The sequence below is a fragment of the Lacimicrobium sp. SS2-24 genome (assembly GCF_002201535.1).
Lineage (GTDB): Bacteria > Pseudomonadota > Gammaproteobacteria > Enterobacterales > Alteromonadaceae > Lacimicrobium.
The window spans coordinates 190,068-214,208 of sequence record NZ_NIWW01000005.1; the positions used below are offsets into that span (position 1 = coordinate 190,068).

General features: G+C 50.3%; 16 protein-coding genes. 10 read left to right on the top strand and 6 right to left on the bottom strand.

Translation table 11 applies throughout. From position 1 onward, the window contains the following. The first annotated feature begins 48 nt into the window (after positions 1–48). Positions 49–1,446: a PhoH family protein gene (locus tag CCY32_RS10640; protein WP_088330607.1), complete on the top strand. Its 1,398-nt coding sequence runs from the start codon at positions 49–51 to the stop codon at positions 1,444–1,446. Positions 1,447–1,449: 3 nt separating this feature from the next. On the opposite strand, the gene CCY32_RS10645 is transcribed toward CCY32_RS10640, so the two are convergent. Further along, positions 1,450–2,421, bottom strand: coding sequence for a transglutaminase-like domain-containing protein (locus tag CCY32_RS10645; protein WP_141096220.1), 972 nt, complete (start codon positions 2,419–2,421; stop codon positions 1,450–1,452). Positions 2,422–2,487: 66 nt separating this feature from the next. Next, entirely contained in the window at positions 2,488–3,894 is a 1,407-nt protein-coding gene (gene cysG, locus CCY32_RS10650; RefSeq protein WP_088330609.1) for a siroheme synthase CysG, read from the bottom strand. Between the two features lie 204 nt (positions 3,895–4,098). On the opposite strand from cysG, the gene CCY32_RS10655 reads away from it, so the two are divergent. After that, positions 4,099–4,959, top strand: coding sequence for a TIGR02285 family protein (locus CCY32_RS10655; protein WP_088330610.1), 861 nt, complete (start codon positions 4,099–4,101; stop codon positions 4,957–4,959). A 42-nt stretch (positions 4,960–5,001) separates the two neighbouring features. On the opposite strand, the gene CCY32_RS10660 is transcribed toward CCY32_RS10655, so the two are convergent. Continuing rightward, on the bottom strand, positions 5,002–6,765 hold the full coding sequence (locus tag CCY32_RS10660) for a DEAD/DEAH box helicase (protein ID WP_088330611.1): 1,764 nt from the start codon (positions 6,763–6,765) through the stop codon (positions 5,002–5,004). Positions 6,766–6,986: 221 nt separating this feature from the next. Between CCY32_RS10660 and prsT the strand changes: the two genes are divergently transcribed. Further along, positions 6,987–9,725 (top strand): XrtA/PEP-CTERM system TPR-repeat protein PrsT, encoded by a 2,739-nt coding sequence (gene prsT / locus CCY32_RS10665; RefSeq protein ID WP_088330612.1) that lies wholly within the window; start codon positions 6,987–6,989, stop codon positions 9,723–9,725. Positions 9,726–9,788: 63 nt separating this feature from the next. Here the strand turns inward: prsT and CCY32_RS17450 are convergent, their stop codons facing one another. After that, complete coding sequence (locus CCY32_RS17450) at positions 9,789–9,923, bottom strand: hypothetical protein (RefSeq protein WP_281492511.1); 135 nt, start codon at positions 9,921–9,923, stop codon at positions 9,789–9,791. Positions 9,924–10,073: 150 nt separating this feature from the next. Continuing rightward, a complete protein-coding gene (locus tag CCY32_RS10670) occupies positions 10,074–11,702 on the bottom strand; it encodes an alpha-glucosidase family protein (protein WP_088330613.1) in 1,629 nt (542 codons plus the stop codon). Positions 11,703–12,000: 298 nt separating this feature from the next. Between CCY32_RS10670 and CCY32_RS10675 the strand changes: the two genes are divergently transcribed. The 5 genes from CCY32_RS10675 (at position 12,001) to CCY32_RS10695 (ending at position 19,683) form a co-directional block, all read left to right on the top strand. After that, entirely contained in the window at positions 12,001–13,077 is a 1,077-nt protein-coding gene (locus tag CCY32_RS10675) for a transporter substrate-binding domain-containing protein (RefSeq protein ID WP_088330614.1), read from the top strand. Between the two features lie 60 nt (positions 13,078–13,137). Then, the gene (locus tag CCY32_RS10680; RefSeq protein WP_088330615.1) at positions 13,138–13,713 is read left to right on the top strand and encodes a TetR/AcrR family transcriptional regulator; all 576 of its coding nucleotides are present in this window, start codon (positions 13,138–13,140) and stop codon (positions 13,711–13,713) included. A 657-nt stretch (positions 13,714–14,370) separates the two neighbouring features. Then, positions 14,371–17,205 (top strand): TonB-dependent receptor, encoded by a 2,835-nt coding sequence (locus tag CCY32_RS10685; protein ID WP_088330616.1) that lies wholly within the window; start codon positions 14,371–14,373, stop codon positions 17,203–17,205. 127 nt (positions 17,206–17,332) lie between these two features. Then, entirely contained in the window at positions 17,333–18,829 is a 1,497-nt protein-coding gene (locus tag CCY32_RS10690) for a tryptophan halogenase family protein (protein ID WP_088330675.1), read from the top strand. A 149-nt stretch (positions 18,830–18,978) separates the two neighbouring features. Continuing rightward, on the top strand, positions 18,979–19,683 hold the full coding sequence (locus tag CCY32_RS10695) for an OmpW family outer membrane protein (RefSeq protein WP_088330617.1): 705 nt from the start codon (positions 18,979–18,981) through the stop codon (positions 19,681–19,683). A gap of 101 nt (positions 19,684–19,784) precedes the next feature. Here CCY32_RS10695 and CCY32_RS10700 read toward each other — a convergent pair whose 3' ends face one another. After that, entirely contained in the window at positions 19,785–21,173 is a 1,389-nt protein-coding gene (locus CCY32_RS10700; RefSeq protein WP_088330618.1) for a M14 family zinc carboxypeptidase, read from the bottom strand. A 159-nt stretch (positions 21,174–21,332) separates the two neighbouring features. Between CCY32_RS10700 and CCY32_RS10705 the strand changes: the two genes are divergently transcribed. Next, complete coding sequence (locus CCY32_RS10705) at positions 21,333–22,370, top strand: LD-carboxypeptidase (protein ID WP_088330619.1); 1,038 nt, start codon at positions 21,333–21,335, stop codon at positions 22,368–22,370. A gap of 104 nt (positions 22,371–22,474) precedes the next feature. Further along, entirely contained in the window at positions 22,475–24,055 is a 1,581-nt protein-coding gene (locus CCY32_RS10710; RefSeq protein WP_168171492.1) for a diguanylate cyclase, read from the top strand. Positions 24,056–24,141 lie beyond the last annotated feature (86 nt).

The following is a 24,141-nucleotide window of genomic DNA, read 5'->3' on the forward strand; positions in this document are numbered from 1 at the left end:
CGGGACCCATGCCGGCCCGCTGCAGGGTTAACCCAGCCGGAGATGCTAATGGCAAGAACCAAAGCGGTGAATACTAAGATCTACGTTCTCGATACCAATATCCTCCTTCATGAACCTTTCGCTTTCCTGTCCTTTAAAGAAAATGACGTCGTCGTCCCGATGACCGTACTTGAAGAACTTGATTACATCAAAGACAGCAAAAAAGACGTTGCCCGGGATGCCCGCATTTCCATTCGTGCGATGGAAGATGTGTTGCACGAGGCGACACCGGATCAGCTCACGGCAGGTGTCTCGTTGAAGGGGTTGGGATCCGGTGCTGCGGCACCAACCGGGCATTTCTCCATTTTTTCCGATCATGGCATGCCTAAGGCCCAGCAGGTTTTTACCAGTAACGAGAACGACAACCGCATTATCAACGCGGCGCTGCACATTCAGCAGCGGGCAACCCCCCGCCAAGTGGTGCTGGTCACCAAAGACATCAATATGCGCCTTAAAGCCAAAGGGGCGGGCCTGGCCCATGTTGAAGACTATCGTACCGATCAGCTTATCAGTGATATCAAATATCTGAGTCGTGGTTACCATAAATTTGAAGGTAATTTCTGGGACAAGGTGAAGTCTGTTGAAAGCCGCAGTGAGGGCCGCGAAACCGTTCATACCATAGATAGAAAAGTCTTCCCTGAAGCCTACATCAACGAATTTCTTATCGATGATTCCAGACAGTTTGCTGCCGTTGTTGAGGGCATGACAGACACCACGCTGGAAATTCTGGATCTGGGCTACGATCGCCTGATGTCTGGTAAAGCGTGGGGCATTCACCCTAAAAACATTGGTCAGGCCATGGCATTTCACGCGCTATTGGATGCGCATATTGACCTGATCATCATGACCGGTCCGGCTGGTTGCGGTAAAACCTTGTTGGCCCTTGCAGCGGCTCTGGAAATGGTCATTGAGAGAAAGATGTACGATAAGATTATCGTGACCCGCAATACACCTGAAATCGCCGAGTCCATAGGCTTTTTGCCCGGTACCGAGGAAGAAAAAATGGCGCCCTGGCTGGCGGCCATCACGGACTCACTGGAGGTGCTGCATAAAAATGACGAGAACGTCAAAGGCTCCATGAGCTACATCATGGAAAAGGCCAACATTCAGTTTAAGTCCGTCAACTTTATGCGGGGGCGCAGCATCCAGAATGCCATTGTTATTCTGGATGAGAGTCAGAACCTCACGGCTTCACAGTTAAAAACCATCATTACCCGCTGTGGTGAAGGTACCAAGCTGATTTGTACCGGTAACCTGGCGCAGATTGATTCTAACTATCTGAGCCCCGTGACATCAGGCCTGACGTACCTGGTGGAGAAGTTTAAGAACTTCACCGGCAGTGCCACCATCAACCTTGATGGTGTGGTTCGCAGCCGCCTGGCGGAGTTTGCTGAAGAGCATTTGTAAGCGTTAGTTGGGATTAACAATCTCGAAGCTGTACATGCCTCCCTGGATGGCAGCCAGACTCTGGTCGGCAATCTGGCCTGCAGGGAGCAGCGCCGGCCCTGTGGGCTCAGCCAGCAGGTAGGTGCTGCCATCCAGACGCAGAGTGTGATCCTTGCCCCCATGGGCCAGTTGTACACCCAGCAATGCATGATTGGGTAAATAGATGATGGCCACTTTGACTGTGGGTAACATGGAGCGCAATAGCGCGGCGGCCACCACAGTTTTACTGTCACAGTCGCCATGATTGGTGATAAGCACCTCAGCAGGAGGCAGGTATCCTGAACCATCGGATACCAGCCGGCTCTCTAAGGGATTGTAGGGAATCGTTTGCAGCCAGCTTAGCAGCATATTCACATAGGCTCGCGCCTGACTGTTGTCTTTGAGTTTGGCGTATAGGGCGTTGGCTGCGGGTAACAGGGTGGCAACGCTCTCTTTGGCATAGCGGATGTGATCCGGCTTGACTCCTTTTTTGCCAAAGTGGTCGGTGAAATGGGCGTAGTAATTCTCTTGCAGATAGTCATCAAAGGCTTGTTGTTGCAAGGTACTGAGTTTGTCCTGCCAGTGCTCAAGGTGCTTGCGCTTGCGTGATCGCACTTCGAAGCCGATTTCTTCACCGATCTTCCTGATGCTGATACGGGCCTCGCGCGGGTCAACCTGCTGTGCGGCCTTTTGCATGGCCACCATGACATGACGTTGGGCAATGTGAGGCTGATAACTGAGGAGCTTCTGAAACTGCTCATTCACTTGCTGCTTATCGAAGGTAAAACTCAGCTGTTGTTCAAGCTCGTCGTGATCCCGCCAGCGGTAACGCAGTTGTATCTGCGTATCAGATTCGGCTTTATCAAAGCTCAGTTGTTCTCCGGTTGCTGCGTCGCAGACTAATAGTGTTAGTCCACACAGAGCGAGCCAAAGACCTCTGAACAGGGTGCAATACAAAGGCATGCTCCTGATGGGTTTTCAGCCAGTATAGTGCCCCGGACCAGGCAGAACAATGCGTAAGTATCAGTCAGCGGCGTGCTCAATGGCCGCACTACCCGTTTGGAACCAGTTCAGTTTCTCGCGCAGCATGACCACGCTGCCCACAATAATCAGGGCCGGAGGCTTGATATGGGCCGCGCGTTGTTGAATGTTTTCCAGCGTGCCTGTGACCACCTGCTGCTCCGGGGTTGTAGCCTGCTCAACCAGTGCGATGGGCATAGAAGGAGGCATGCCATTGGCGACCAGTTCGCGACAGATAATGGGTAGTCCTGTCAGGCCCATGTAGAAAACCAGTGTCTGTCCTTTTTGCACCAGGGCAGGCCAGTCCAGGTTGATGCTGTCATCTTTAAGGTGGCCCGTGGCAAAGACCACAGATTGGGCATGGTCCCGATGGGTCAGAGGAATACCGGCATAACTGGCGGCACCGCTGGCGGCGGTAATACCGGGAACCACCTCAAACCCTATTTTGTGTTCCAGCAGGGTTTCGATTTCTTCTCCGCCCCGGCCAAAAATGAAGGGATCGCCCCCTTTAAGGCGCACCACTCGTTTGCCCGCTTTTGCTTCGTCTACCAACAACTGGTTGATGTCCTGCTGGGGCAGGGTATGGTTGCTTGCGGCTTTGCCCACATAGATTTTTTCGGCGTCGCGGCGCACCATGTCGAGAATATCCTGAGAGACCAGTCGATCATAAACCACCACATCGGCCTTTTGCATCAGTCGCAGCGCCCGAAAGGTTAACAGCTCAGGATCACCCGGACCGGCACCCACCAGATAGACCTGCCCGGCAACCATGGGGCTGGTCTCAGATAAGTATTGGGTCATCTGCTGTGTGGCTATTTCCTCGTTGCCCTTGAGCACCTGCTCGGCGATGTCGCCATCGAAAAAATCTTCCCAAAAATAGCGACGTTGGGTCAGGTTGTCGAAGCGTTGCTTTACCTTTTCTCTGAATTTCTCGGCAAATTGTCCCAGACGCGCGATGCTGCGCGGAATATCGGCTTCAAGCTTCTGTCGCAGATAGCGCAACAACACCGGGGCCACACCGCCACTGCTCATGGCAATCAGAATGGGGGAGCGGTCAATGATGGAAGGGGTAATAAAACCGCATTGCTGTGGCGCATCGACGACGTTGACGAGCAAATTCCTGGCTTTCGCTTGTGAGGAAATGTCGCGGTTAAGTTCACGATCATTGGTGGCGACGAACACCAATTGCTGGTCATCAAGATCCCCTGGCTGATACTCGCGCTCAATCCACGTCAGCGTGTCATGCGTTGCAACCAACCGGTTTATGGTAGAACAGGCGTGGGGAGCCACGAGGGTAATCCGGGCGTGGGTGCGCAGCAGCAACTCGGTTTTACGGGCTGCCACTTCACCAGCACCGACCACCAGTACATTCAGCGATGTGGTATCAACAAATAAGGGAAAATATTGCATAAAAAAGTATTTGTCCTGAGATTAGCCCAGAGTCTGACATGATCACTTATAACAACAAAATATCAAATTTAGTTTATATATATCTTAAGAGGCTAACAGCAGCGTCATCTTTGCTTTAGGCTCTAAACTGAGATGATGCAAAAACCTATGGTTTTGCGTCAATGCGAGTGAAGCGTATCGCAAATCAAATAACAAGGGGGCGAGGTGAGTCGTTGTGCCCAAATTAGATGGTGTCTGCTGGGGAGTGTCTTGCTACTCAGTATTGCTTATGCTCAGAATGCGGCTGCCAAAGAGCCCGCAATCACCTGGGCGGTTAATGATGGCCCGCCTTTTCATATTTTTGGTCCACCCTATCAGGGACAAGGTGTCTGTGATCTTTTGATAGCAGGACTTCGTGAGCAGCTGTCAGACTACGAGCATCATATTTTACAACTGCCCCAGGCACGTGTGCATCGAATGATCCAGTCAGGGGAAGCGCTGTGCTTTCCTTGTATGATTAAAAAAGATAACGATGCGGACTATATCTATTCTGATGCCATCAATATCCGAAAAGCACATCAGCTTATTCTCAGTAAGAACAGTTATGCGAAGATAACACAACGGTATGCGCAGCCGATTTCGTTAAAGCAGTTGCTGCAGGATGCACAGTTCCGCTTTGGTGTCCCGTTGGGCCGCATGTACGGCGTATTACAACCTGTCATTGAGCAGTACGGCGATTTTGGTGTGAATAAAGTGCTCATCCCTCAGGAAAAAAGCGTGCTGGATCTGCTCAGCATGAACAGAATCGACTACACCATTGATTATGCGATGGTCGCCACATACTTTCAGCGAACCCGGCAGCAGGAACTCTATTTGCTTGATATCAAAGAGAATGTGGGACAACAAGTAACCGGTGCCATTGGCTGCACTAACAATGCCTGGGGGAAGGAGGTGACGGCAGCCATAAATAAGGTGCTGCCAGCGTTACTAAAGGATTCACCCTACAGGGAGGGTTTACAGTTTTGGTTTGAGGACAGTCTTATCTATCCTGTTGCTGAACCGCCCGCATCACAACAGACCCACTAAACCGGTTACCCACTGTAACCGGTCTGATGCCTTTTGGACGTATTACTCTTTTGCTTTTCGTGCTTTACGTGGCTTCTCGAACTTCGGCTTGTCCCGTTTAGGTGGCTCATCACTCCATTCGCGAATCCCCAGCTTCTGACCAGCCACTCTGGCTTTTTGTAATACCTGACGAATCTCCGGGGGCATCCCTTCGGGTAAATCCACGGTGCTATAGCTGTCGTGAATTTCGATGGCACCGATGTGTTTGCTGTCCATACCCGCTTCATTGGCAATGGCACCAACGATATTACCCGGTTTCACACCATGAGTGTGTCCCACATCAAGACGATAGCGCTGCATTCCTTCTTCAGGCTTGCTGCTGCGGCGACGGGGTCTATCTCCAGGTTTACCATCACGACCTCTGGGGCCGCGCTCAGGTCTGTCACCGCGCTCTCTTTCCGGTCTTGCGCTTTTCGGTGGGCGGGCGTTGAGATCCGGGCGATCTGATTCACTCAATAACAACGGTTCATTGCCCTGGGCCAGTTTCGCCAGCGCCGCCATCAGCACTTCTGGTTCGGCCTCGGTCTCTGCCTGAATGGTTTCAATGACACTGATCAGTGATTCCAGCTTGTCATCATCCATGGCTTCAATGACCGATTGCTTAAAGCGCTTGAGACGCTGTTCATTGAGCTCAGAGATGGAAGGGATGGTCATCACTTCTATCTTCTGGCGTGTGGCCTTTTCAATCGCCGCTAACATCCGCTTTTCCCGATGAGAGATAAACAGGATGGCATCTCCGAGACGGCCCGCACGGCCGGTACGACCGATACGGTGCACGTAGGACTCTGTATCATAAGGAATGTCAAAATTGATGACATGGCTGATGCGCTCTACATCCAGGCCCCGTGCCACTACGTCGGTGGCGATGAGGATGTCAATCTTGCCCTGTTTCAGACGATCAACTGTACGCTCTCTCGCGTTTTGCTGAATATCACCATTGAGGGGTTCCACGGCATAGCCGCGGGCGGATAATTTTTCCGACAATTCCATGGTCGCGGTCTTGGTGCGCACGAATACGATGACCCCGTCGAACTCTTCCACTTCCAGGATACGGGTCAGGGCCTCAAGTTTATGGTGTCCGGCCACCTGACAGAAGCGCTGACGAATCGTGCTGGCTGTGCTCACCTTGGAGGCGATTTTTACCACTTTCGGTGATTTCAGATACTTGTTGGTGATGTTTCGAATACGGTCAGGCATGGTCGCAGAGAACAGCGCCGTCTGGCGCTCCAGCGGTGCATGGCTGAGGATCCATTCCACATCATCAATAAAGCCCATGCGTAGCATTTCATCGGCTTCGTCGAGCACCAGAAACTTAAGCTTATCCAGCTTTAAGGTTCCTTTTTTAATGTGATCAATAATTCGCCCCGGTGTGCCGACGACCACCTGTACGCCTCGTTTCAGAGGACGGATCTGATTGTCATAGGATTGTCCGCCGTAGATCGGCAGGACTTTGATATTGCGATCAAAGCTGGCATAGGTATGAAAGGCTTCTGCTACCTGAATAGCCAGTTCCCGGGTCGGCGCCAGGACCAAAAGTTGCGTAGTGGTATCTTTGCTATCGATTTTTGCCAGCATCGGCAGGGCGAAGGCGGCGGTTTTACCGGTGCCTGTTTGCGCCTGACCTAACAGATCGTGACCTTCCATTATCAGTGGGATGCTCTCCGCCTGAATCGGAGAGGGCTTTTCGTAGCCCACTTTTTCCAATGCCTCGAGTACCGGCTTGGGAAGGTTTAAGTCTGCAAAGCTGAGATCTGTATTACTGGTCATAGGTTTCCTGATGCTGATCGCCGACAATCGACAATATTAAAGCCGCAATTATATGCGATTTGCACAATTTAAGACAGCAATACACAGAAAACTCCTGAAGCAAAAGGATTGCTGCGCGCTTGATATTTTCGATGACGGCTGAGCTGCTGGCGATTGACTGTCCGCCGACTCTGGCCTATGGTGGGATTCTGTTGATACTCACTGTTATATAAGGACTTCCAGTGTTTCGTAAACTCCTTGTCACTTCTCTAAGCTTGGCGTTGCTGGCTTGCAGTCAGCAAACCGGGGAGCAACACCTCGATAAAGCCAAAGACTACATTGACCAGAATAAGTATCAGGCTGCCGTGATTGAACTGAAAAGTGCCTTGCAAAAGTCACCTCAGTTAGCGGCTGCCAGGTTTGAGCTGGGACGCATTTACGTTCAGCAGCAACAATTTGAACAGGCCGAGAAAGAGTTGAACCGGGCCATGGAGTACGGCTATCCGGAAACGGAGGTGATTCCACTGTTATCCCGGGCGTACCAGAAAACCGGTGCCGATGTAGCATTAAGCAAACTGAAAAACCAGTATGCCGGTCTGAGTGAAGACGAAGCCGCTGAAGTGGGCTTTTATAAACTGGAGTCCTTAGTCCGACTCGAGCGCACTGCCGATGCGCGGTCCCTGATTGAACAAATCAAAACATATGACACGCAGTCACCCTACAAGTCACTGGCCTTAACCTATTCCTATTTGCTTGACGAAGAGCCGGAACGGGCCATGTTGCAATTGCAGGAAGTCATCGCCAATCACCCGGGGCAGCCCGATGCACTGGCGCTTAAAGGGCGGCTGCATATGAGTCAGGGCGAGCGTGATGCTGCCATTGAGACCTACCAGCAATACTATGAGACTAACCCTGATGATCACCAGATAAGCTTTTTGCTGGCGCGGCTACTCACCGATGCCGGGCGCACAGAGGAAGCGGAGCCAATTCTGGATAAACTGCTCGCCATCAGTGACACCAATCCACTGCTTAACCAGTTAAAAGGCCTGAGCCGTGCCAACGAGGGAGACCATAAGGCGGCCCTTCAATACACTGAAAAGGCGCTTATGAATAAGGGCACCGATCCTGGGTTGCGACTGGCCGCCGGATACAGTGCGTTCCAGCTTGGTGATTTCAATACTGCGGTGAATCATCTGTCGATGGTGGCCAGTGATTTACCCGCCGACCACCCCGGACTGAGGCTGTTAGCCGCCAGTCAGATTCAACTGGGGCTGACTGACGAAGCCGGAGAGACGCTCAAGCGCCTCGAACAGCTATCGGATCAGGAAGCACAGTTATTCTCTGCCGCCGGTTTTGAGATGCTTAAAGAAGGCAATATAAAAGGTGCGCAGGAAATGGTGGCGCGTTCGCAGGGGCTCAGCGAATCGGCAACAGATTTAACCCGTCTGGGGGTGTTGCAACTGTCTTTGAATGATGTCAAAGGCATACTGAATCTGGAACAGGCACTGGAAAAAGAGCCTGAGCAGGACACGACCAGAGCGACATTGGCTACGGCGTATCTGGTGACAGAGCAATACGATAAAGCCATGCAATTGGCCGAGGAGTGGAAACAGCAGGGCGATGTGCAGGGTTATCTGCTCGCCGGAACGGTGCTCAGACGTCAGGGGCAAAACGACGAGGCCAGGGCGGAGTTTGAACAGGCTGAAAAAATGGCCCCCACAGATCCTAAGGTCAGACTGGCGGTCATCGATCTGTCACTGGCTGAGGGCAATGACAAGAAAGCATTGCAGGCATTAGAGCAACTGTTGGATGAGAAACCCTCACATATTCCGGCACTGTCGAGATATTTCGATCTGATGCACCGTCAGGACCAGGGTGACAAAGGGATCGAAAGGATTAAACAAGGTCTGACGGGCGAAGCCGATGATATTCAGCTTAACGTGCTACTGGCCCACGCTTATCTGATAACGGGCAAACCTGAGCAGAGTATTCAATTGCTGGCAAAAGAGGATACGGATAAGACCTTACCGGTTAAGTACTGGGATATTCTTGGGCAGTCCTACTTGCGCAGCAATAAGGTCAAAGAAGCCAACGCCCATTATGATGCGTGGCTGAACCACCATCCCCATAACCTCAAAGCGATTATGGGTAAGCTGTTTTTGTTCGATATTCAGGGGCAGTTTGAACAGGGGTTAGCATTATCAAAAGAGACGGTGTCCCGCTATCCCGATGATATCCGCTTGTTGTCAGTGTATACCCACTTTCTGTTAATGACCGGTGATTTTGAGCAAGGTCGCAAGCAATTTGATGCCCTCCCCGCCAGAGTAAAAGACAGTCCTTTAGGTAAGGGGCTCAATGGCAGGTTACTGGCTGGCGAGGGCCGTTGTCAGGAAGCTATGCCGGATATTCAGTCGGCTTATGAAAACAAACCGAATCATCGTCATCTGGTGTTGGCCGTTTTCTGTCTCAACCAAATGGGACAACGGGAACAAAGCTATGAGTTGCTGAACGATCATGTGGAACGTATGCCCAAGGATCTCGCTTCAGTGATGATGCTGGCAGAGCGGGAAATTCCACGGGATATGACAAAAGCGGCGACACGGTATAAACAAGCGTTGCAAATTAACGGCACAAACTACCTGGCGCTGAATAATCTGGCGTACCTGCAAATGAAACTGGGGCAACTCAGTGAGGCACGCGAACATGCAATGCGCGCGTTGGAGCAGCGCCCTGAAGATCCTGCCGTGCTGGATACCGTTGCGCAGGTGCTAAAAGCCAATAAGGATCTGGAGGAGGCGGAAAAATACCTCTCCAGAGCGGCAGAAAGCAAACAGACCACGGATGAAATCTATCTCAATTATGTGGAGTTGTTGTTTGAGCGCGGTCGTACGGAGCTGGCCAAGCGAAAGCTGTCACAACGTCAGTATACCCAGGAAAGTGCGATTCAACGTGCCGATGCACTGAAAGCGCAATATATGTAAAAGGTTGTCCCTCAGTAGACCCACATCAACACGCTGGCGTTTAAATGTCAGCGTGTTGATGTCTTATCTGTACCAGCTGTGCGGTAGTGAGCCGAGCAGACGTTCCAGCTCAGCGTTCAGCTCTTTGATTTGTCTGGCCACCTGCTGCGCTGACAGTGGTTTTCTGCTAAGTGTGGTATCCAGTTTGTTTCGCTTCATGTTGTACTCACCCTTTGCTGATTGTGTTGACAGGCTTCAACAGTGTGGGCGGTGCGCGCCGAAGAAAATCAGGCGTCACACGCAACCGTTAGTAATAGGTAGTCAGCAACAGCGCATAAAGATCACCGCGTCGATATTCGTACAGTATGATTAATCCGACAAATGAGCAAACAGACAGCCAAAAGCCGGTAGCCTGAGTGTGCCATTATCCAGGCTTCCGCTGCGCAGCCTATGCTCATCGTCGATACGAACCGAGGAAGGCAAATCTAACTGACAATGGCTTGGTGATGCCGACAGGTTAAAACATACCAACATACGTTGATTTGCACTTTGACGGATAAAGGCCAGAATCGGCTCGGGTGTATGTAAAAATGTAATATCACCTCTGACCAACGCCTGATGTGACTTGCGCCATGCCATAAAATGGCGAAAACAATTCAGGACAGAGTCGCTCTGCTTTTCCTGGACATCCACTGCGCGGGCTTTATGAGCCTCTGGCACCGGTAGCCAGGGTTTTACCTCACTAAAGCCGCCGTGGCACGGCTGTTGTTGCCAGGGTTGAGGGGTACGACATCCATCACGCCCCTTAAAGTTGGGCCAGAAGGTAATACCATAGGGATCCTGAAGATCTTCATAGCGCAGCTCAGCTTCGGGTAATCCCAGCTCTTCGCCCTGATACAGGCACACACTGCCACGCAGGGAGGCGACCATTGCCAGTAACATTTTGGCAAATGCCGGAGAGTGCGAGGCTTGTTTGTCCCAGCGGGATACCGCCCTTTGCACATCATGATTACTGATAGCCCAGCACGGCCAGCCATCCAGCATCTTGTGTTCTAATTCCTCTACCGTCTTTCTGATATAGCTGGCAGAGAATTCATTGCACAAAAGCTCAAAGCTGTAGCCCATGTGCAGCCGGGTTTGGCCCTCAGTGTACTCGGCCATACTTGCCAGTGAGTCTTCTGAGGAAATCTCGCCCAACGCTACTGTACCGGGATACTTGTCTAATAACCTGCGCAGCTCTTCAACAAAGCCAATGTTTTCTGGTTGGGTGTTATTGAAGTAGTGATACTGGAAGGCATAAGGGTTGTCTTCACTGAATCCCCGGCCTTTGCGTTCTTGTACTGGCTTCGCCGGATTATCGCGGAGTTTGGCATCGTGGTAGCAGAAATTAATCGCATCTAGACGCAACCCGTGTACCCCTTTTTGCAACCAGAACTCGACATTTTCCAGCACCGCCTGTCTGACGTCGGGATTGTGAAAATTCAGATCGGGCTGACTGACCAGAAAGTTATGCAAATAATACTGGCAGCGGCGCGGCTCCCATTGCCAGGCGGAACCGCCAAAGATAGACAGCCAGTTATTGGGGGGAGAGCCATCTTCTTTGGCGTCAGCCCAGACGTACCAATCTGCTTTGTCATTGTCACGACTCTGACGACTTTCCGTAAACCAATGATGCTGATCTGAGGTGTGACTGAGCACCTGGTCAATCATCAGCTTTATGCCCAGCGCAGAAGCTTTTTCAACCAGTGCGTCGAAGTCGACCATGGTGCCAAACATCGGGTCGATATCACGATAGTCACTGATATCGTAACCAAAATCCTTCATGGGCGATTTAAAGAAGGGAGAAATCCAAATGGCATCGACGCCGAGACTGGCAACATAGTCGAGTTTGCTGATGATACCGGGCAGGTCACCGATACCATCGCCGTTGCTGTCCTGAAAGCTGCGCGGGTAGATTTGATAAATCACGGCACCCTGCCACCATGGCTGCTGATTCATAGAGTTAGCTTTATTTGTTACAGAAATGTTGGCGAAGCATACGCCACTGGTATTTGCTGTGTAAAAACTCTGCATACGTATTCAATGTAATTTCTCCGTTGGCGGCCGCCAAACATTCGTATCAAGCTATTGAAATACTTACGAAATGCTAAGTTTTATCGGATTGAGGGGGATGACGCGAACATGCGCTGTTGATGGCGTCTGTTGGCATGTGAGAACAGGTCGCATCAGCGCGGGCCTTTTTGAATCGCACAACGTTTGCCATTATGCTGGATGAAAACATCAATAAGGACCGGTTATGCATTATCGTGCTCTGCTTTTATTCCTCGTTTTCCTGTTGCCCCTGAATGTGGGCGCACAGGATGAAATAACCAGTCCGGATGAGCCTCTGGTTATCGGCACTAAGATAGCGCCTCCATTTGTAATTAAAAAAGACAATGGCGAGCTGGGCGGTATCAGTATTGAACTGTGGCAGCAGGTTGCTGCGCAAATGGGTGTCGGCTATAGATTTGAAGAAGCGGAACTCGAAGAGCTTATTAGCGGACTACAAAGCGGACGGTTCGATGCCTCCGTGGCGGCGCTCACCGTAACGGCAAAACGTGAAGCGAAAGTGGATTTCAGCCATCCTTACTTTACTACCGGGCTGGCCATTGCCACCTCGAAGGAGAAAAGCGGTATCTGGAGCATGCTCTCAGGGTTGTTTTCCTGGCAATTCCTGGTGGTACTGGCGGGGTTAGGCGGGCTGCTGTTGGCTGTTGGTGTAGTACTGTGGCTGTTTGAACGTAAACGCAATGCCGAGATGTTCGGTGGCACCGCAGCCCAGGGCATTGGCGCCAGCTTTTGGTGGGCTGCCGTCACCATGACCACTGTGGGCTATGGCGACAAAGCACCCACCACCTTTGCGGGGCGAGTCGTGGGTCTGATTTGGATGTTTGCGGCCATTATCCTGATATCCAGCTTTACGGCGGCAATTGCCACCAGTTTGACGGTAAGTCAGCTTGAAACGAAAATTTCCGGCGCTGAAGATTTACCCAATGCCGCGGTGCTCAGTGTCAGCAGCTCCGCCAGTGCTGACTATCTGCGTCGAAACGGCATTGCCTTTGCTGGCCGCGAGTCTCTGGCCGGTGCCCTTGAGGAATTGGCGAAGGGGCAGGCTGATGCCCTGGTTTATGACAAACCCATCATGCAGTATATGGCGCGTCAGCACTATCCCGGCAAACTCGCCATTCTGGGCGATATTCTTGAACGCCAGGACTACGCCATTGCGGTCACTGAGCAGAGTCCCTTAAGAGAGGCGATCAACCAGGAATTGCTCAAAGTGATTGCCACAGATGCCTGGCAAAAGCGGTTGGCTTTTTATCTTGGCGAGGATTAATACTTGCTCGGAGCCTGGCCTTCTATACTCCACTTGTGAGTTTGTCGGCCGGGAGAAAGGATGAACACTGTAAAACAGGATGCATCTGTCATTCTGGATAAAGCGCTGGAACTTGGCAGTGAAGAGGGCTGGGAGGCGCTACGCCTGAGCCGGGTCGCTGATGCACTCGGTATATCCCTGGTCACTGTCTATCAACACTACCGCCAAAAAGATGATTTGGTCGAAGCCTGGTTTGACCGCGCTGATCGGGCCATGCTTGAGACCCGATTAGTACTCGTGCCTGCGTCGCTTGCTCCTCAGCAGCGCCTGGAAAAAGCCCTTTGGTGTTGGTTACAGACACTGTCGAAATACCATAATCTCACCGGACAGATGCTACTGTACAAGCTTGAACCCGGTCATATCCATCTGCAGATAGGTGGGGTATTACGGATCAGTCGCACAGTGCAGTGGCTGATGGAGGTTGCGGATCTTAACGCTACGAACCTGGTCCGCATCCGACAGGAAATCGCGCTAAGTGCATTGTTTGTCAGCACCTTTATCGAATGGCTGAATGACAGTTCAGCGCAGCAGCAACGCACCCGAAAAAGATTGCAACAAAAGCTCAGGGTCACCACTTTGCTCAAGTTATGGCAGTAACGGCTTTCAGAACTTAACGTCTGGCTTTCTGCTGGCGAACCATAGTAAGTCATCAGGCTGTACCTAGCTTGCTAGCACTTGCCACCGTTCCCTTCATCCCCTGTCTGTATCTGCAACAAAGTGCCTTGACGCTGTGCCGGCCACGGTGCGATGCAGTGAGGCAGAGATCCGGGTTATTGCATGTGGTTTTATTTCTTCATTATTCACGGTGTTTTACCTCCTATAAGGGGGACACACCTCTATATTGCCCGTTATTTGTGCAAGATGTAGAGGCTAACTCTCTGTATTAACTTGCATAAAATTGACATCCACAAAGGGCGGTTTATTAGCTAAATATTTCAAAAATGTAATTTAATTACCATGCAGTAAAAATAACGTTGCCGGAATTCTTACCTGAATACTTTGTATTAATTCAATAAAAACAGAAAGATAAGCTACTTTTAACAAGAGGGCCTGGATACGTCTTCGCGACAAAATGTTATTGAGATGTTACTGAATTTCTATGAATACGTATGCAAGACATTGTGCCTGTTAAACCTCTGGCGTTACTATCCTTGCCATCAAAAGTGACGTATTTCTGCACTGTTTCGTGCAGGCATGCACAGTAACAGTGCCCCTGGCACAGCAACACCACACATTAAAATCAGGACACAAGGCATGAAAACATTTAAACGCAACTTAATTACCAGCGCGCTGTTCTCCAGTGGCTTGGCTTTTGGTGTATCGCCAGTTTTAGCTCAGTCAGCCGACCAGCAAGCTGAGCAAAATGATACCGTGGAAGTCATACAGGTGTCTGGTATCAGGGCTAGTCTGCAGCGTGCGCAGGCAATAAAAATGGATAGCACTTCTATTGTCGAAGCATTGTCTGCTGAAGACATCGGTAAACTTCCTGATACCAGTGTTGCAGAGTCATTGGCGCGTTTGCCTGGCTTAGCCGGCGAGCGTCGAAATGGCCGTACAAGTGGCTTGTCAATTAGGGGGTTTAACGAAAACTATGTCGGTACATCCCTGAATGGTCGTGAGCTTCTGGGTATGGGAGACAACCGCGGTGTGGAGTTTGATCTTTATCCGTCAGAAATCGTCTCAAATATTGTTGTTTACAAAACGCCCGAGGCCGGGTTAATGGCGCAGGGAATAGGTGGTACCGTGGATCTGCAAACAGTCAGTCCACTTGGTGCAGAGCGCACTATCACCTTCAATGCCAACATAGAACAGAATGAGAAGTCATCTGGTAACCCGGACTTTGATAACAAAGGTCACCGGTTTGCATTTAATTATGTAGACAGCTTTGCAAATGACACTATTGGAGTCGCCTTAGTATTATCATCCCTTGAAACACCTCGTCAGGAAGAACAGTTTCGCGGATGGGGGTATGCCGATGTTTCCAAAACTCAAACTGCTGACGGTGAAGCCATTCCTGAAGGTACTAAAGTGTTGGGAGGACATGATTCCTTTGTACGCTCGGCAATGCTTGAGCGTGATTCCGTTGCTGCGATTGTTGAATATGCGCCGTCAGATAAACTGAAAGTTAAGTTTGATGCTTTGTATATCGACTTTCTTGAAAATGACGTCAGACGCGGCCTTGAAGAAGGGGGCGCAGAATGGGGTACAGGAGCTTACACAGTAACCGAAGTCGAAGATGGCTTGGTGACGGAAGGTTATCATGATGGTTTTTACTCTGTCGTTCGTAATGATGCACGCTCTCAAGATGCTGAGTTGACCACTTTTGGACTGAATGTTGAGTATCAAATAAATGATTATTGGGAAGCTGAGTTTGATCTCTCTACCGGTAAAGTGGATAAAACCATCACTGACGTAGAAAGCTACTCAGGAGTGGGGCGTGCCGGTATTGATGGTCGTCCTATTACTCCCCGTTCATGGGAAATGACATCTACCGGTGCATTTTATTCTGACCATCCTACTTTGTCCCCTGTCGATCTGACGGACCCATCTCTGATAACACTTGCTGGTCCTCAGGCTTGGGGAGGCTCATTGTCTCCGGTTGAACGCTTCCAGGGTGTCGAAGGTTTTGGACCCGAAACCGCCCAGGATGGTTTTGTTAACCAGCCTGTATTTGAAGAAGAGCTCACAAGCGCTCGCTTTGAAGTGAAGGGGTTTGTTGAGTGGGGAATTTTCTCGGCTCTGAATGCAGGTGTAAGTTACCAGGACCGCAGTAAATCCAAGGTAAATAATGGTGCGTTTCTTACCGCTCCAACCTGGCCTGGCGATGCGCCGATTCCTGAAGTCCTTGGTGTTGCTGACTTAGGATTCCTCGGTATTAATGGTGTGTTGGCCTATGACAGCCTTGGGTTGTTTAACGATGGTTTTTATACCGAAACCGATGCAGCGTTGTTTGAGAATGGTCGTTTTGGTGATACCTACGCCATCGATGAAGAACTGCTTACTGTTTTTGCCAAATTGGATATAGACACTGACTTCAATGGTATCTTTGTGCGCGGTAACGTGGGACTGCAGTTGGTTAATTCAGATCAGTCTGGCCAAGGGTTCAATACTACTACAGGCCCAGGCGGTTTTACTGATGCTGTTCCTGTATCGGGTGAAGATAGCTACACTGACGTGCTGCCGACACTGAACCTGAGCTTTGAGGTGGCGGATAACCAGTTTGTGCGTACCAGTATGTCCAAGGTAATGAGTCGACCTCGTATGGACGATATGCGTCCTAACGCACAGGTTAATTTTCAGTTTAACGATGGAAACATCTTAAGCGGAGATATTGAGAATAGCCCCTGGAGTGCAAGCTCTGGTAATACTTCGCTGAAACCGCTGGAAGCAAACCAGTTTGATTTGGCCTACGAGAACTATTTCGCCGATGATGGCTATTTTGCAGCGTCCTTCTTTTATAAGGACCTGACCAACTGGCACCGCAGTGGTGAGACTGTAGCAGACTTTTCAGACTCCTATATTCCAGGATTTCATCAGTCTTCAGAAGCGACGGGAAATCAAGCCCCTGTGCTCTTTGAGGGACCGCTGTCCTTTGTTGAGGATGGTCTGGAAGGCTTCGTACGTGGTTATGAATTGCAAGCCAGTGTACCAATGCGGTTAGTCAGTGATGCATTAGATGGATTTGGTTTGGTCGCCAGTGCCACCTTTATGGATGGTGAATTGGAAGACGGCGGTCGCGTACCCGGTTTGTCTGATGAAATTTATCAGCTGACGGCGTATTACGAGAAAAATGGCTTCGAGTTCCGTATTTCCGGTTCAAAGCGTGACGCCTTCTCTACTGAGGCACGTGGTCTCAGTCTGTCCTTGGTTGAAACGATGGACAGAGGATTTGAACTCTGGGATGCCCAAATTGGTTATGATTTCAGTGAATCTGGCATAGAGGCACTGAAAGGTCTGAGAGTTACCTTACAGGCACAAAACCTGACTGATGAAGACACTGTTCAAACCGATGGCGATGACCCACGATTTGTAACTCTGTATCAGAGCTTTGGCGCCAATTACCTGTTGGGCATCAACTATACGTTTTAGTTGAGATAGAGTGTGTTTTGCAATGATTGTGGGTGCCTCAATACCGTATTGACTAAACCTGCATGCTAAAATGAAAAACCCGACCGGTCTTGCTGGTTGGGTTTTTTCGCAAATGGGTCGTAATAAAATGACAAGTATAATCCGTAAAGTGGTGATTCTCGGTGGTGGAACAGCGGGCTGGATGTCGGCAGCATTGTTAAAAAAAATGCTTGGCAGTGCTGTAGAAATAGAGCTAGTGGAATCGGAGCAAATTGGTACCGTCGGTGTCGGCGAGGCAACTATCCCACCTATTCGGTTGGTCAACAATGTACTGGGTATTAAGGAAGCCGATTTTTTACGTGAAACCAAAGCCACTATGAAACTGGCGATAAAGTTTGAGAATTGGCGGGTACCCGGAGAAGGATATTTCCACACATTTGGAGCTCCCGGCAAAAGTATGGCTTTTTGTCATTTTCATCATTACTGGTTGCGTGCGAAAAAGGAAGGACTCAAAGAGAGTTTGTGGGAGTATGACCTGAATTATTTGTGTGCTGAGGGGGGCAAGTTTTCTCATATCAACAGTAAAGATCCGATTCTCGAATTACCCTACGCCTATCACTTCGATGCTTCTTTGTATGCGCAATTTCTGCGTAATTACAGCGAGAAGCTTGGGGTTGTTCGCACTGAAGGTAAAGTGGAGAAGGTCGACCAGGACAATGACAGTGGTTATATTCAGTCCCTGCAATTGGATACCGGCAAGATCATTGACGGTGACCTGTTTATGGATTGTTCTGGATTCAACGGATTGCTAATTCAGCAGACATTGAACACCGGTTACGAAGACTGGAGCCATCTTTTACCCTGTGATCGCGCTGTTGCTGTGCCGTCAGAACGTTTTCTGAAAACGTTACCCTATACTCGCTCCATCGCTCATGGTGCAGGCTGGCAGTGGCGCATTCCGCTGCAACACCGTAATGGAAACGGTATGGTATACAGCAGTGCACATTGTAGTGATGAGCAGGCAGCCGATACGTTGCTGGCCAATCTCGATAGTGCCGCATGCGGCGACCCTAAATTTATACGTTTCTTGACAGGTCGGCGCCGTAAACAGTGGAATAAAAATGTGATTGCAGTGGGGTTATCAAGCGGTTTTCTGGAGCCTCTCGAGTCAACGAGCATTCACCTGATTCAGTCCGCGATTGTCCGTTTAATACATTTGTTTCCTCATCAGGGTATCCAGTCTTCAACAGTAGCTGAGTATAATAAACAGTCAAAACTTGAGTTCGAGCAAATCAGAGATTTCCTCGTGTTGCACTACCATGTCAATCAACGTTCCGATACCCAGTTTTGGCGAGATTTACAAAGTATGGAAATTCCGAATTCTCTGAATCAGAAACTGGCCCTGTTTGCAGAGACGGGGCGGCTGTTCCGGGAGCAAAACGACCTGTTTCTGGAGAGTTCCTGGCTACAGGTGATGCTGGGGCAAGGCATTATCCCCAAAGATTACCATCCAATGGCCAACAACCCGCCTCAGAAAGATCTACAAAGTATGCTGCAGCAAATCAGGCAGATAAAACAGGATCCTCTTCCAAAAATGCTGGATCACGATGAATTTCTTACCCGTTATTGTCAGATAACGGTATGATCGTCGAGCCCATGAATTTGACCTGGATCATAAAATAGTGGCGTTCTAATCCTGGCAGAGATTTGACCGGTGAAAACCTTGATCTCCGTCAGGTTATTGCACTTAAATTCCTTGCACAATGCGCTCAGATATTTAAATGGAGCGCACTTATGAAACACACACTTCTTTCTTCACTTATCGCCACTGCTTTTTTTGCACCCGCGGCGATGGCACAGTTCAGCCTCAATGTCGGTGCTGTTAATGTCAGCCCCGATGAGAGCAGCAGCTACCTCAATGTGGTAGAAACCGTTGCTGGGCTGCCACAAAACTCCAGTCAGCTGGCTGTCGACAGCAATACCCAGCTGGGTCTGACGCTGGATTATGCGTTTGATGACAACTGGACATTGGAAGTGGTGGCGGCCACGCCATTTTCCCATGACATCACCCTGAATAGCACGGTGGGCGCTGTAAATGGCCTGAAAGTGGGTGATACCAAGCATCTTCCACCTACTGTTCTGGCTCAGTATCACTTTTTCTCAGACCAGGATGCGTTTCGTCCCTTTGTGGGCCTGGGGCTGAATTACACCCTGTTTTTCTCTGAAGGTGTTAATCAGGAGCTGGTGGATGTGCTGGTGGCGACCGGAGCCGCGGCGGCCAATGACAAGGTCAGCCTGCATCTGGATGACTCATTTGGCGTGGCCCTGCAGGCCGGTTTTAACTACCGGGTAAATCAAAAATGGGGAGTTCATGGCATGGTGGCCTGGGCGGACATCGACAGTGATGCAGAAGTCCGTGTTAACGGCACGGCCGTACAGCCCATTGACGTTTCCATCGACCCGATGATCTTTATGCTGGGCGCGAAGTATTACTTTTAAGCAACACTTCTCCCAACGGTGTCGCTAGTGCTCGCTGCAAGCCGCTTGGCTTGCAGCTTTTTTATGCCCGATTGGGGCGTTCTTGTCAGAAAAAACGGTCTTCAGGTATTGTAGCTGTTCAGTACTTTTGCGGCGCTAAGATCAATCAGCAGGCCGTTGAGCACTGCGATTTTGCGGCCATTTTTGTGTTGCATAAAGAACACGGCACTGTCATTACGCTGCGGCCTTTGTGCCGGCGTGTCGGGATGATTGATGACAACCGGCAGTTCGCTCTGGTTATTGAGTAGTGCCGCATCCCCTTCAAAATGGCTGTATCCCTCTTGCAATAACTCAAGATAACGACCGTCAGTCAGTTCGATGGGCTGTGTCAATGCATACGCCTTACCAGACTGATAGTGCCAATCGCTGGCATCAAACTCAAAAAACGGATAGAAGGGAGAGAGGTCGCCCACGTCTTTGATTCGCGCGCGGTCAGCCTCAGGAAGATCCAAATCCAACGCAATATCAATCCGGTATGAATGACGCTCGTTAACATGTAAATCCTGAATGATCACGTCACGAAAAGCCTCGCGCTCATTCATGGGAATGTCATGGTAAGGGCCGAGGTCTACACCAAGATAGGATTTGCTGGCGATACTGTCCAGGGAGGTTTCAAGCATCGCCAGAGTGACGCGCCTGGCCGCCTGCCGACTCAAATCACCTGGATAGGCGCCTGCCTCGATGAGTATGGTGCTGATATTCATTCCGGCCAGTGTATCGCCAAAAGCGCGATGGGCATAAGTATCGTCGTAGCGACCCATTTTCTCAGGGATAAGCTCATCGCCCACCTGTTTCATAACGCCAATCAGTTGCATCGCGCGCTGGCGAATCGGACTGATGCTTTTTGCCTCATCAAAGGCCGGTGCCAGCAATGAAATGGTCGCCGTTTGTGCAACGGGGCCGGCAGAATAGAAGCGACTCTGATCGTGCAGATTAAAGCCAAAATCAGGTTCTAATTGTTGTGCTTGTTGCATCAGAATCCGGCCCTCTGGCGTCTGCAAATCTCTTGCATCGCGGTTAATATCAATGCTTTGTGCATTATGACGCTGGGCCAGCTCGGCACCATCAGGGTTGAGCATGGGGATCATGTGCAGGGTGAGCTGGCTTGTCCAGCTCTGGCGCCAGCGTTGGTCTTTGTCAATGCGGTTGATTAAATCAAACAATGCCGGTGTTGCAGTGGATTCATCGCCATGCATTTGTGACCACATCAAAACCGTGACCGGCCCTTCGCCGATGCTGATACGGTACACGGGACGGTTCAGGTAAGATTCGCCCACCTGTTCTGTGCGAAATAAAGGGTTCTGCTTAACTTTCTCAAGGTAAGGTAAAATGTCCGCCTGACGGATCTGGGGTTTATTCAGCTGCGGCACCTCATATTCGCTGGCAGGTGGCAGTGATGCTGACAGGGCAGTATGACTAAAAAGCGCCATGGTAATCAGGAATTTTTTCATGGTTTACGACAATCTCATTAATTATTACTATTTACTGTTTAAATTATAATAAATTATCACTAGAGTAATGAGCCTATCCTTGGACAGGTGTATCGTCAAGTGTACCGGCTTCTCTGACAACTACTGTCGGGCCCCCTTTATTAACCGGAGAAAAACAATATGGATCGCAGAGCCTTTATCAAAGCCACCGCCGCAGGTGCCCTCGCTTCGCAACTCGTTCCTGCCGCCACGTTGGCAGCAGAGGGTAAGAAGTCAATGGTGCCCGGTCGTCTTAAGGCCGGTGATAAGGTGGCTGCTATCGCTCCGGCCAGTGCGATTTTTGATCCTGTGGAACTGGACATCGCCAAAGAATCTTTCGAGGCTCTGGGACTGGTGGTGGTACCGGGCCAACATGTACTGGATCGCCACGGCTATCTGGCGGGAAAAGATGAAGATCGGGCCGCCGATATTAATCGCGCCTTTGCCGACCCTCAGATAAAAGGCATTATCGCCCTGCGCGGTGGCTGGGGGTGCAATCGCGTTCTTGCTCACCTGGACTTCGACACGATTGCGAAGAATCCGAAGGTGTTGCTGGGCTACAGTGATATCACCTCGTTATTGAACAGCATGTACGCCAAAACCGGACTGGTGTCTTTTCATGGTCCGGTGGGGTTGTCGTACTGGGGCGAATTTCAGGCAGATCAGCTACGTCGGGTTGTATTTGAGGGTGAGAAGACCACCATGCAAAACTACCCTCAGGAAGAGACGGCGCTGACAATGCGCTCCAATCGCGCACGTACGGTGAAATCAGGTAAAGCCCGCGGTATCCTGGTAGGTGGTAATCTGACGGTTCTCACCAGTATGATAGGCAGTCCTTATGTGCCTGATATGCGCGGTAAAATACTGGTGCTGGAGGATGTCGGTGAAAGCATTTACCGGATTGATCGTTACATGTCTACGCTGCAAATGGCGGGGATACTGGATCAGGTGGCAGGTGTTGTTTTTGGTCATTGCACCAAATGTGAGCCGCAAAAAGGTTATGGCGGCTTTACTCTGATGGAAGTCATGGAGCACTACCTGAAGCCTCTGAATGTGCCCAGTTACTATGGCGCCCAGTTTGGTCATATTAAAGACAATCATATACTCCCGGTAGGAATTGAAGCTGAAATGGATGCTGATGCCGGCACGGTCACGTTATTGCAGGCCCCGGTCGTTTAAGCGTTTTAAATCCAAAGACTTAGCTCGACTGGTCAGATGAGGTGGTTTTGCTGCTTTGCAGCTAACCTTTAAAGCAGAGTAATTTTCTTTAAAGGGTGTGCTTTTTGTATTCGATCCGGCGCTACTTTCTCTATGCTCTGCTGCTATATAGTCTGATCATTGTTGCCGTGTTTGTCGGTTATCGCGTATTCGTCGAATACCCTTCTGATATCGCCACCATTGAAGAGCATCAAAAGCGCGAGCTGGAAAGTCTCGCCAAAGGATTGCAGCTCAATCAAGAAAACCTGCAGGCAATCGTCACCGATTGGGCTCACTGGACAGATAGCCATGAGTTTGTGCTGGCTCCGTCAGAGCATCAGCAATACGTGGATGACAATATTTTATCCAGTACCTTTGAAACCTTCGACCTGATTGCCATTGTCTATTTTGATCGCAATTTCGACCGGGTATTTTCCCAGGGTTACAGTTTTGAGGAAGAAGAGATGGTTGATGCGAAGACCATCCTGGAGTTTCCTCTGGGAAATGCCTTTCGCAACAGGATTGCTCCGGGAGAGCGCTGGGAAGGCACAGGATGGATGTCCACGAGTGAGGGGCCCGCGGCATTTGCTGTCCAGTACATCACCGATTCCAATGAGGAAGCACCGCCATCGGGTTACCTGATGTTTGTACAAGCCATCACCCAGTCACAAATCGAAAACCTGCAGGCCATTACCCGACTGCAACTCAGCTTTAAGCCTACATCTTTGGAAGACTCTGAGACGTTCGGAGTGGTCTCGCTGTCTACACCTCAATTGGTCGAAGGTTTTCAGTTAGAGCGTAAACGCCTGTTAGATGACTTTACCGGCACCCCCATCATGTTGCTGTCAATTACCCATGATCCGCTAACTATCCCGGTCCTCATGGGATGGTCAGAAGTATTGATCTTACTGCTGTTGTTGGCGGTGCCGGCAGTCCTTATGTTGGCGGTGGACAGATCCCTGATTCGGCCACTTTGGAGAAACACCACACAGATAAGCTCAATGGTTAAAAAGGGGAATCTGGAGGAGTTACCTCAGCAACTCCCGGTACTCGAACTGGAGCAGATGCGCAAAGCGTTTAACAAATCGGTGCAACTGGTGAATGAGCAACAAAAAACGCTGGAAGCCTTATCCATGACCGATGGCTTAACTGGTATCGCCAATCGCCGGGCGTTTGACCAGAAAGCCCAACAAAGCTGGCATTCATGCCTGAGGCAGAAGGATTCTTTTTTACTGGCAACGCTGGATCTTGATTACTTCAAGTCCTTTAATGACTCTTTGGGCCATCCAGCGGGGGATGATGCCCTGAAGGCGGTAGCACAAGTGCTGGCCGGCTTTTGTCGTCGTTCCTCAGAATTGTGTGCACGCATTGGCGGGGAGGAGTTCGCTTTGGTGATCACCGGTGAAGAGACTGCTGATGCGGAGCAACGTCTGCATAACCTGAGGCAGGAAATTTCGGCACTGTCTATTACCCATCCGGCCTCACCGGTGGCTGAGGTTCTGACCTGTAGTATAGGCGCCTTATTTATTTCCTCACCCAACGAGGATTATCGTGCGCTGACGCTTTCTGAGCTGCTGAGTCTGGTGGACAAAGAGCTTTATCGTGCTAAACAGCAGGGGCGCAACAGACTGAGTTTCCAGTGCTATCGTTTGCCCGAGCCCGAGTGAATCTGGCTGTTGCATAGCGGCGCTACCGTGCAATCGCCCATGAATACGTATGCACAACGCTGATCTGGCCCTGCTTTGGGGCTAGT

Excerpts from the sequence above, each read along its gene's own strand:
- CCY32_RS17450 (WP_281492511.1), bottom strand. The coding sequence starts at position 9,923 with ATGAAGCGAAACAAACTGGATACCACACTTAGCAGAAAACCACTGTCA.
- CCY32_RS10695 (WP_088330617.1), top strand. The coding sequence starts at position 18,979 with ATGAAACACACACTTCTTTCTTCACTTATCGCCACTGCTTTTTTTGCA.
- CCY32_RS10675 (WP_088330614.1), top strand. The coding sequence starts at position 12,001 with ATGCATTATCGTGCTCTGCTTTTATTCCTCGTTTTCCTGTTGCCCCTG.
- CCY32_RS10680 (WP_088330615.1), top strand. The coding sequence starts at position 13,138 with ATGAACACTGTAAAACAGGATGCATCTGTCATTCTGGATAAAGCGCTG.
- CCY32_RS10685 (WP_088330616.1), top strand. The coding sequence starts at position 14,371 with ATGAAAACATTTAAACGCAACTTAATTACCAGCGCGCTGTTCTCCAGT.
- CCY32_RS10690 (WP_088330675.1), top strand. The coding sequence starts at position 17,333 with ATGACAAGTATAATCCGTAAAGTGGTGATTCTCGGTGGTGGAACAGCG.
- CCY32_RS10700 (WP_088330618.1), bottom strand. The coding sequence starts at position 21,173 with ATGAAAAAATTCCTGATTACCATGGCGCTTTTTAGTCATACTGCCCTG.
- CCY32_RS10640 (WP_088330607.1), top strand. The coding sequence starts at position 49 with ATGGCAAGAACCAAAGCGGTGAATACTAAGATCTACGTTCTCGATACC.
- CCY32_RS10660 (WP_088330611.1), bottom strand. The coding sequence starts at position 6,765 with ATGACCAGTAATACAGATCTCAGCTTTGCAGACTTAAACCTTCCCAAG.
- cysG (WP_088330609.1), bottom strand. The coding sequence starts at position 3,894 with ATGCAATATTTTCCCTTATTTGTTGATACCACATCGCTGAATGTACTG.
- CCY32_RS10670 (WP_088330613.1), bottom strand. The coding sequence starts at position 11,702 with ATGAATCAGCAGCCATGGTGGCAGGGTGCCGTGATTTATCAAATCTAC.
- CCY32_RS10705 (WP_088330619.1), top strand. The coding sequence starts at position 21,333 with ATGGATCGCAGAGCCTTTATCAAAGCCACCGCCGCAGGTGCCCTCGCT.